This is a genomic window from Streptomyces hainanensis, from assembly GCF_004348415.1.
Lineage (GTDB): Bacteria > Actinomycetota > Actinomycetes > Streptomycetales > Streptomycetaceae > Streptomyces > Streptomyces hainanensis.
In genome coordinates, this window is sequence record NZ_SMKI01000432.1 from 1 (window position 1) to 6,551 (window position 6,551).

Genomic DNA, 6,551 nt, shown 5'->3' on the forward strand with positions numbered 1-6,551 from the left:
GCGTCAGCCCGCCCACGCTCGCCCCCGGCACGGTCCGCACCCGCTGGGTGGGCACCAACCTGGCGCGCGCCGTCGAGCCCTGGATGCTGACCGCGGGGAAGCGCCGGCGGATCTGCGTGACGGCCGGCACCCGGGTGGCGGCCAGCGAGAGCCAGGCGTTCCTCATCGGACTCGCCCGCGACCTGGCCGACTTCGACGCGGAACTGGTGGTGGCCGCGCCCGAGGACGTGGCGCCCGCCGTGCGGGAGGCGCTGCCCCACCTCCGGGTCGGCTGGCTGCCGTTGGAGGTCCTGGTGCCGGGGTGCGACCTGATCGTGCACCACGGCGGCGGCTCGACCGCGATGAACGCGATGGCCGCCGGCACCCCCCAACTGGTGCTCTCCGAATGGCCGTTGTACCGGGAGCTGTGGCAGCGGCTGGCCGACCAGGGCTCGGCCATCGTGCTCGGCACCGCCGAGGAGCACGCCCCGGAGTCGGTGGCCAAGGCGTGCCAGCGGCTGCTCGGTGACGTCGGCTACGTGGAGCGGGCGCGCGAACTGGCCGAGGAGATCGCGGCGCTGCCGGGGCCCGCCGAGCAGGTGGCCCGGGTGGAGGCGCTGGTCTGACGCCCCGCCGCGCGACAGCGAACCGGCCCCGCCACCCGAGAGGGGGTGGCGGGGCCGGTTCCGTGTTCGCCGCGTTCGGTGGCTCAGCCGGTGGGTTCCTTCTGCGGGGCGGTCGCCCTCCCGGCCACCGACACCGGACGGCGCGGGGTGGCGAACCGGCGCATCATCGGCCGCTCCACGAACTGGTGGAGCACCCCGGCCAGCGCGACGCCGAGGCCGCAGGCGCCGAGCACGAAGAGCAGCGCGGTGAGGTAGTTCGCCTGGAAGTCGAATCCGACCATGCGGAAGACGGCCTGAATGGCGAAGAAGTGGACCAGGTAGAAGGCGTAGGAGGCATTCCCCAGCCAGACCATGGCCGGCCGTCCGAGCAGCGATCCCTTTCCGTGCACGTCGGTGACGGCCGCGGCGGGGATCAGCAGGGCTATCGGGGCCACCGTGGCTGCCACGATCGCGTATTCCCTGGGCAGGTCGAGCGCGATGACATAGACGCCGAGAAAGACCAGGGACGCCGCCCAGAGCGGGAATCGCACCCAGCGCCCGGTCAGCACGATCCGGGCCATGAGAATGCCGATCAGGAACTCTCCCATGCGGGTGATCGGCAGGACGTAGACGAACCAGTACTCCCACGTGGTCATTCCCTCGTAGGAGAGCTCGCCGGCCGGCAGGACACGGGCGATCTGGGGCACCAGGAAGATCGCGAGCAGGGTGCCGCCGGCCCAGTACCAGAGTCGCTCGGGGCGAATTCTCAACACCCCGGCGAGCAGCAGCGGGAAGCACAGGTAGAAGGCCGTCTCCACCGAGAGCGACCAGCTGACCAGGTTGAACGAGAACGCGATGTCCAGGTCGGGCACCCAGGCGTGGACCAGCAGCAACTGGGGGAGCGCGCCGGGGGCCTGGTCGCCCGCGGACTCGAACCCGATGTCCGGGCCCCAGTAGATCATGAAGGCCACGGCCACCAGAAAGGCCAGGAAGTGGTTCGGGTAGATCTTGAAGAAGCGCCGCCGCCAGAACCTGGGCGCGGTGTCGGAGGCCCGTGCCGACCAGGTCAGCACGAATCCGCTCAGCACGAAGAAGACGGAGACGCCGACGTATCCGCCGAGTGCGACGAACTCGCTGATGGATTGGCCGAAATCTCCCGGCGGAACGGCGGCGGGGAGGATCAGCGCATGTGACAGGAAGACCATCAGCGCTGCCACCCAACGCAGTCCGGTCAGTGAATGCAGATGCGGGGGCATGCTCGCGGCCGCCCCCGCCCGTTCCGAATCCACGCTGGTCATGAGTTACTCTCTTTCCCAGGCTCCAGGGAGAACTCGGAATGCGTTCCCCGAATGGAGGGAAAGTAGCACCGGGGTACGGGATTTGACGTTCCCCGCACAATCAGTTCGAAAAGCTCTGACACGCGGGGCTCAACCCCGGACGCCCACCAGGAGTCCGAGGCGCGACCAGGGGCTTTCCAGCCGTTCGACGGTGCAGCCGGCCGCCTCGAAGGCGGCCCGGTACGCGGCGGGTTCGAAGAGCGTCAGGACATGCGCCTCCACCGTGTGCCGCGGCCCGTGCTCGGGGTCGGCGACCACCCAGTGGACCTCCATCCTGGTCCGGTCGCCCGTGCGCACGGTGTGCGAGACCCGGGAGATGGTCTGCCCTTCGATGGTGAGCACGTCGCCCGCGACGTGCCGGTCGAGGAAGGTGCCGGGGGACCACCACGGCTCGATCACCAGCACGCCCCCGGGCTCCAGATGGGCGGCCAGCCGGGCCAGGGTCCGCCGCAGCGCGTCCTCGTCCCCGACGTAGCCGATGGAGCTGTGCATGCAGACGACGGCGTCGAAGCGCCGGCCGAGGTCGAAGTCGCGCATGTCGCCCCGGTGCAGCGGGACGCCGGGCAGCAGGGGGCGTGCCACGTCCAGCATGGCCTCCGACAGTTCGAGGCCCGCCACCCGCTCGAACTCCTCGACCAGGGTCTCCAGATGGGAGCCGGTACCGCAGGCGACGTCGAGCAGCGAGGCGGCGTCCGGCCGCCGCTCCCGCACCAGTTCCGCCACGTGGCGGGCCTCGGCGGCGTAGCTCTTGCCGTTCCGCTCCCGGTAGAAGTCGTGATAGACGCTGGCGGTGTCAGATCCGTAGACCGACCCCATGTCTCCTCCTGGCGGCTGCCGAACTCGTTGGCTGGGTGAGGGGTGTCGCACGCGGCCGCCCGCCCCGCACCTGGCGGAGCGGGCGGCCGCGAACGACGGACGGGCGGACGAGCGTCAGAACTGGACCTCGTAGGGGCTCTTGGCCTTGGCCTCCTTCAGCGCCGCGGCCCACCAGGCGACCTGGTCGAGCAGCACCTTGGCGGCCCCGTTGGCGCCCTCCGGCTCCGAGGGCTGGCCGTCCTCGCCGAAGCCGTTGCCCGAGTACATGCCGAAGCTGACGCAGTCCCGCACGGTGACCGCGTGCATCTCGGCCAGCACCAGGCGGAGCGCCTCGACGGCCCGCAGCCCGCAGGCGTGGCCGCCGTAGGAGACGAAGCCGACGGGCTTGGCCCGCCACTGGGTGTAGTGCCAGTCGATCAGGCTCTTTATGGAGGCCGGGTAGCTGTGGTTGTACTCGGGGGTGACGATGACGAACGCGTCGGCCGCCTCCAGCTTCTCGGTCGTCGCCGCCAGTTCGGCGGGCGGCTCGTTGCCGAGGATCAGCGGCGGCGGGGCGTCCCGCATGTCGACGACGTCCACGTCGAAGGCCCCGTGCTTGCCGGCCTCGTCCTGGAACCAGGAGCCCACCGTGTGGCCGGAACGGCCGTCGCGGATGCTGCCGATGATGATGGCGAGTTTCAGAGGCGCGTCGCTCATTGCTGCTTCTTCACTTCTTCCTTGGTTGGGCGGAATCGGTCACGCGAGCGGGGCGGTTCAGCCCCGCGGGCGCTGGTAGCGGTCGTAGGAGAGGGCGAAGTCCGTCAGCCGCTCGACCACCCGGGCCGGGGCCGGCATGGCTGACATCTCCTCAGCTATCTCCTGACTGGCCTGCAGATATGCCGAGTTGACCAGCACGTCCTGCACCGCGGGCTTGAGGGTGGCGGGGGTGGCCTCGTCCATGTCGACGAGCGCCCCGGCGCCGCGCGCCACCACCGTCCGCGCGTTGGCCAGCGCGGGCCCGGCGGCCGCCGGCAGCACCAGCTGCGGCACGCCCGCCGAGAACGCGGCGTACATGGTGCCCAGGCCGCCGTGGTGGATCACGGCGTCGCTGACCGCCAGCAGCGCCCGCATCGGCACCCAGTCGACCAGCGTCACATGGTCGGGCAACGGCTTGGGCAGCGCCGGCAGTTCGGCGCCCGCGGTGGCCACCACCAGGTCGACGCCGAGATCGCCGGTGCCGAGCACGACCTCCCGCATCAGCCCGCCCTCGCCGAACCAGCGGGTGAACGAGCCGAGCGTGCACACCACCCGGGGCCGCTCGCCGCGGGTGAGCAGCCACTCGGGGAGCCGCGCGCCGCCGGTGTAGGCGGTGAACCGCATCGGGAGCACCGAACGCCGGTGCGCCGGGGGCCTGGGCGGCCCGAGCCGGTCCAACGAGGGCGGGCTGACGTCGATCTCGACGTCCCTGACCTCCTTGGTCAGGTCGGGAACCCCGGCGGCCTCGGCCGCCGCGGCGAAGCCGGCGAGCGCGCCCGGCGGGGTCGGCAGCGGTGTACCGAGGCCGTGCATGACGGCCGGCACGCCGAGCACCCGGGCGGCGACCAGGCCGGCCACCGTGGGCGGGGTGTACACCACCACGTCGGGCTGCCAGGTCCTGGCCGTCGCCAGCAGGCCGTCCAGCATGGCCCGGCTGGTGTCGGCGAAGACCGACCCGACGTAGCGGGCCATCTCCTCCCCGCCGATCTCCATGCCGGAACCGCCCTCGGCCAGCATGTCGGCCAGCCGCTCGTAACTCCGGCGCGCGGCGCCGTCGTCGGTCGCGGCGGCCAGCAGCCCCGCGTCCGCGGCCGTCCGCAGCGCCGGCCCGCTCACCGCGGCGAGCACCTCGTGCCCGGCGGACTGGGCGGCCTGGGCCAGCGAGATCCACGGCAACGTGTGGGACGTCCCCGGGAGGGTCGTGAACAGATAGCGCATGTGCTTTTCCTCCGGTACCTCGTCCGGTGCGGTACAGCGTCCGGTCGGCTGGTGCGGTTCAGCGCCCGGCGCCGACCGCCGCGCCCCTGGCGCTCAGCTGGCGGTCCAGGGCCAGGCAGTGCTCGTAGTCGGGGAGTTCGCCCCGGTCGAGCGCGTCCCGCAGGGTGATCGCGGTGCGGTCGCGCTCGGCCAGGACCAGGTCCAGGCCCGGCGGCACCGGGAGCCCGAGCGCGGGGTCGAGCGGTGCCAGCGCCCGTTCGTCGTCCGAGACGTAGGGCTTGGAGATCATGTAGGAGATGACGGTGTCGTCGGTGAGCGCGACGAAGCCGTTGCTGACCCCGACCGGCAGGTAGATCGAGCGGAACGCGCGCTGGTCCATCAGCACCGCGTCGCACCGGCCGAAGGTCGGCGAGGACACCCGGATGTCGAGCACCATGTAGAGCGCCTCGCCCCGCGCGCAGTAGGCGAACTTGGCCATCCCCGGGGGCGTCACCGTGTAGTGCATCCCGCGCAGCACACCCCGCCGCGAGTGGCTGTGGATGGTCTGCGCCACCGGGAAGAGCGGGCCCCGGTGCGCGGCCTCGAAGGCCGCGAGCTCGAAGGGCGTGGCGACCAGGCCCCGTTCGTCGCGGTACACCTCGGGCGTGAACTCCAGGGCGCCCTCGACCGCCAGCGCGCGGACCTCCCTCACAGGGTCTCCAGCACGTCGCGTACCGCGGAGATCACCTTGTCCTGGAGGTCGGGGGAGAGCGAGGGGTACATGGGCAGCGAGAAGATCTCGCCGGCCAGCCGTTCGGTCACCGGCAGCGAGCCCGGCTCCCACCCCAGGTGCGCGAAGCCGGTCATGGTGTGCACCGGCCACGGGTAGCTGATGTTGAGGTGGATGTCGTAGCCCTTCAACCGCTCGATGATCGCGTCCCGTCGCGGGTGGCGCACCACGTACACGTAGTAGACGTGCTCGTTGCCCCCGGCCACCTCGGGCAGCACCAGGCCGGTGTCGCCCAGGCCCTCGCGGTAGCGCTCGGCGACCGCCCGGCGGCCCGCCACATAGGTGTCGAGGCGGCGCAGCTTGCGGCGCAGGATCTCCGCCTGCACCTCGTCGAGCCGGCTGTTGTGGCCCGGGGTCTCGACGACGTAGTACCGCTCCTCCATCCCGTAGTAGCGCAGCCGCCGCAGGTTGCCCGCGATGTCGGCGCGGTCGGTGACCGTGGCGCCGCCGTCGCCGTAGGCGCCGAGCACCTTGGTCGGGTAGAAGGAGAAGGCCGCGGCGTCCCCGAAGGTGCCGGCCAGCCGGCCGCCGCGCCGGGCGCCGTGGGCCTGCGCGCAGTCCTCCAGGACCACCAGGTCGTGCTCGCGGGCCAGCGCGAGCAGCGGGTCGATGTCGACGCACTGGCCGTAGAGGTGCACCGGCAGCAGGCAGCGGGTGCGCTCGGTGAGGGCCGCCGCCACCTGGGAGACGTCCATCAGGTAGTCGTCCTCGCGGACGTCCACGAAGACCGGCGTGGCGCCGACCGCGTCGATCGCGACCACGGTGGGCGCCGCCGTGTTGGAGACGGTCACCACCTCGTCGCCAGGGCCCACGCCCAGGGCCTGCAGGCCCAGCTTGATGGCGTTGGTGCCGTTGTCGACGCCCACGCAGTGGTCCAGTCCGTGCCAGGCGGCGAACTCCTCCTCGAAGCCGCGCACGCCGGGGCCGAGCACCAGCGAGCCGGAGGCGAACACCGTCTCGACGGCGTCCATGATGTCGGCGCGCTCGTTCTCGAACTCGAACAGGTAGTCCCACACTCGGGTCACCATCTGCTCGTTCCTTTCTTGTCGGGCACAGCGTCACGAGGGGCAGGAGGTCGCGGGGCCGGGGGAG

At 71.8% G+C, this 6,551-nt stretch carries 7 protein-coding genes; 1 reads left to right on the top strand and 6 read right to left on the bottom strand.

Annotation, left to right across the window (positions count from 1 at the left end):
* Positions 1–605, top strand: a 605-nt coding sequence (locus tag E1283_RS29195; RefSeq protein ID WP_132821173.1) for a glycosyltransferase, incomplete at its 5' end; no start/stop codon positions are given.
* An 83-nt stretch (positions 606–688) separates the two neighbouring features.
* Here E1283_RS29195 and E1283_RS29200 read toward each other — a convergent pair.
* The 6 genes from E1283_RS29200 to E1283_RS29225 all read right to left on the bottom strand — a co-directional run bounded on the left by E1283_RS29200 (position 689) and on the right by E1283_RS29225 (position 6,487).
* The gene (locus E1283_RS29200; protein WP_132821174.1) at positions 689–1,882 is read right to left on the bottom strand and encodes an acyltransferase family protein; all 1,194 of its coding nucleotides are present in this window, start codon (positions 1,880–1,882) and stop codon (positions 689–691) included.
* A gap of 129 nt (positions 1,883–2,011) precedes the next feature.
* The gene (locus E1283_RS29205; RefSeq protein WP_132821175.1) at positions 2,012–2,737 is read right to left on the bottom strand and encodes a class I SAM-dependent methyltransferase; all 726 of its coding nucleotides are present in this window, start codon (positions 2,735–2,737) and stop codon (positions 2,012–2,014) included.
* Between the two features lie 114 nt (positions 2,738–2,851).
* Positions 2,852–3,433, bottom strand: coding sequence for an NADPH-dependent FMN reductase (locus tag E1283_RS29210; RefSeq protein WP_132821176.1), 582 nt, complete (start codon positions 3,431–3,433; stop codon positions 2,852–2,854).
* 57 nt (positions 3,434–3,490) lie between these two features.
* Positions 3,491–4,690 (bottom strand): glycosyltransferase, encoded by a 1,200-nt coding sequence (locus E1283_RS29215; RefSeq protein ID WP_132821177.1) that lies wholly within the window; start codon positions 4,688–4,690, stop codon positions 3,491–3,493.
* Positions 4,691–4,748: 58 nt separating this feature from the next.
* Positions 4,749–5,381, bottom strand: coding sequence for a dTDP-4-dehydrorhamnose 3,5-epimerase family protein (locus E1283_RS29220; protein WP_132821178.1), 633 nt, complete (start codon positions 5,379–5,381; stop codon positions 4,749–4,751).
* Positions 5,378–6,487 (bottom strand): DegT/DnrJ/EryC1/StrS family aminotransferase, encoded by a 1,110-nt coding sequence (locus tag E1283_RS29225; RefSeq protein ID WP_132821179.1) that lies wholly within the window; start codon positions 6,485–6,487, stop codon positions 5,378–5,380. Before E1283_RS29225 ends, E1283_RS29220 begins: the two co-directional genes overlap by 4 nt.
* Positions 6,488–6,551: the final 64 nt, after the last annotated feature.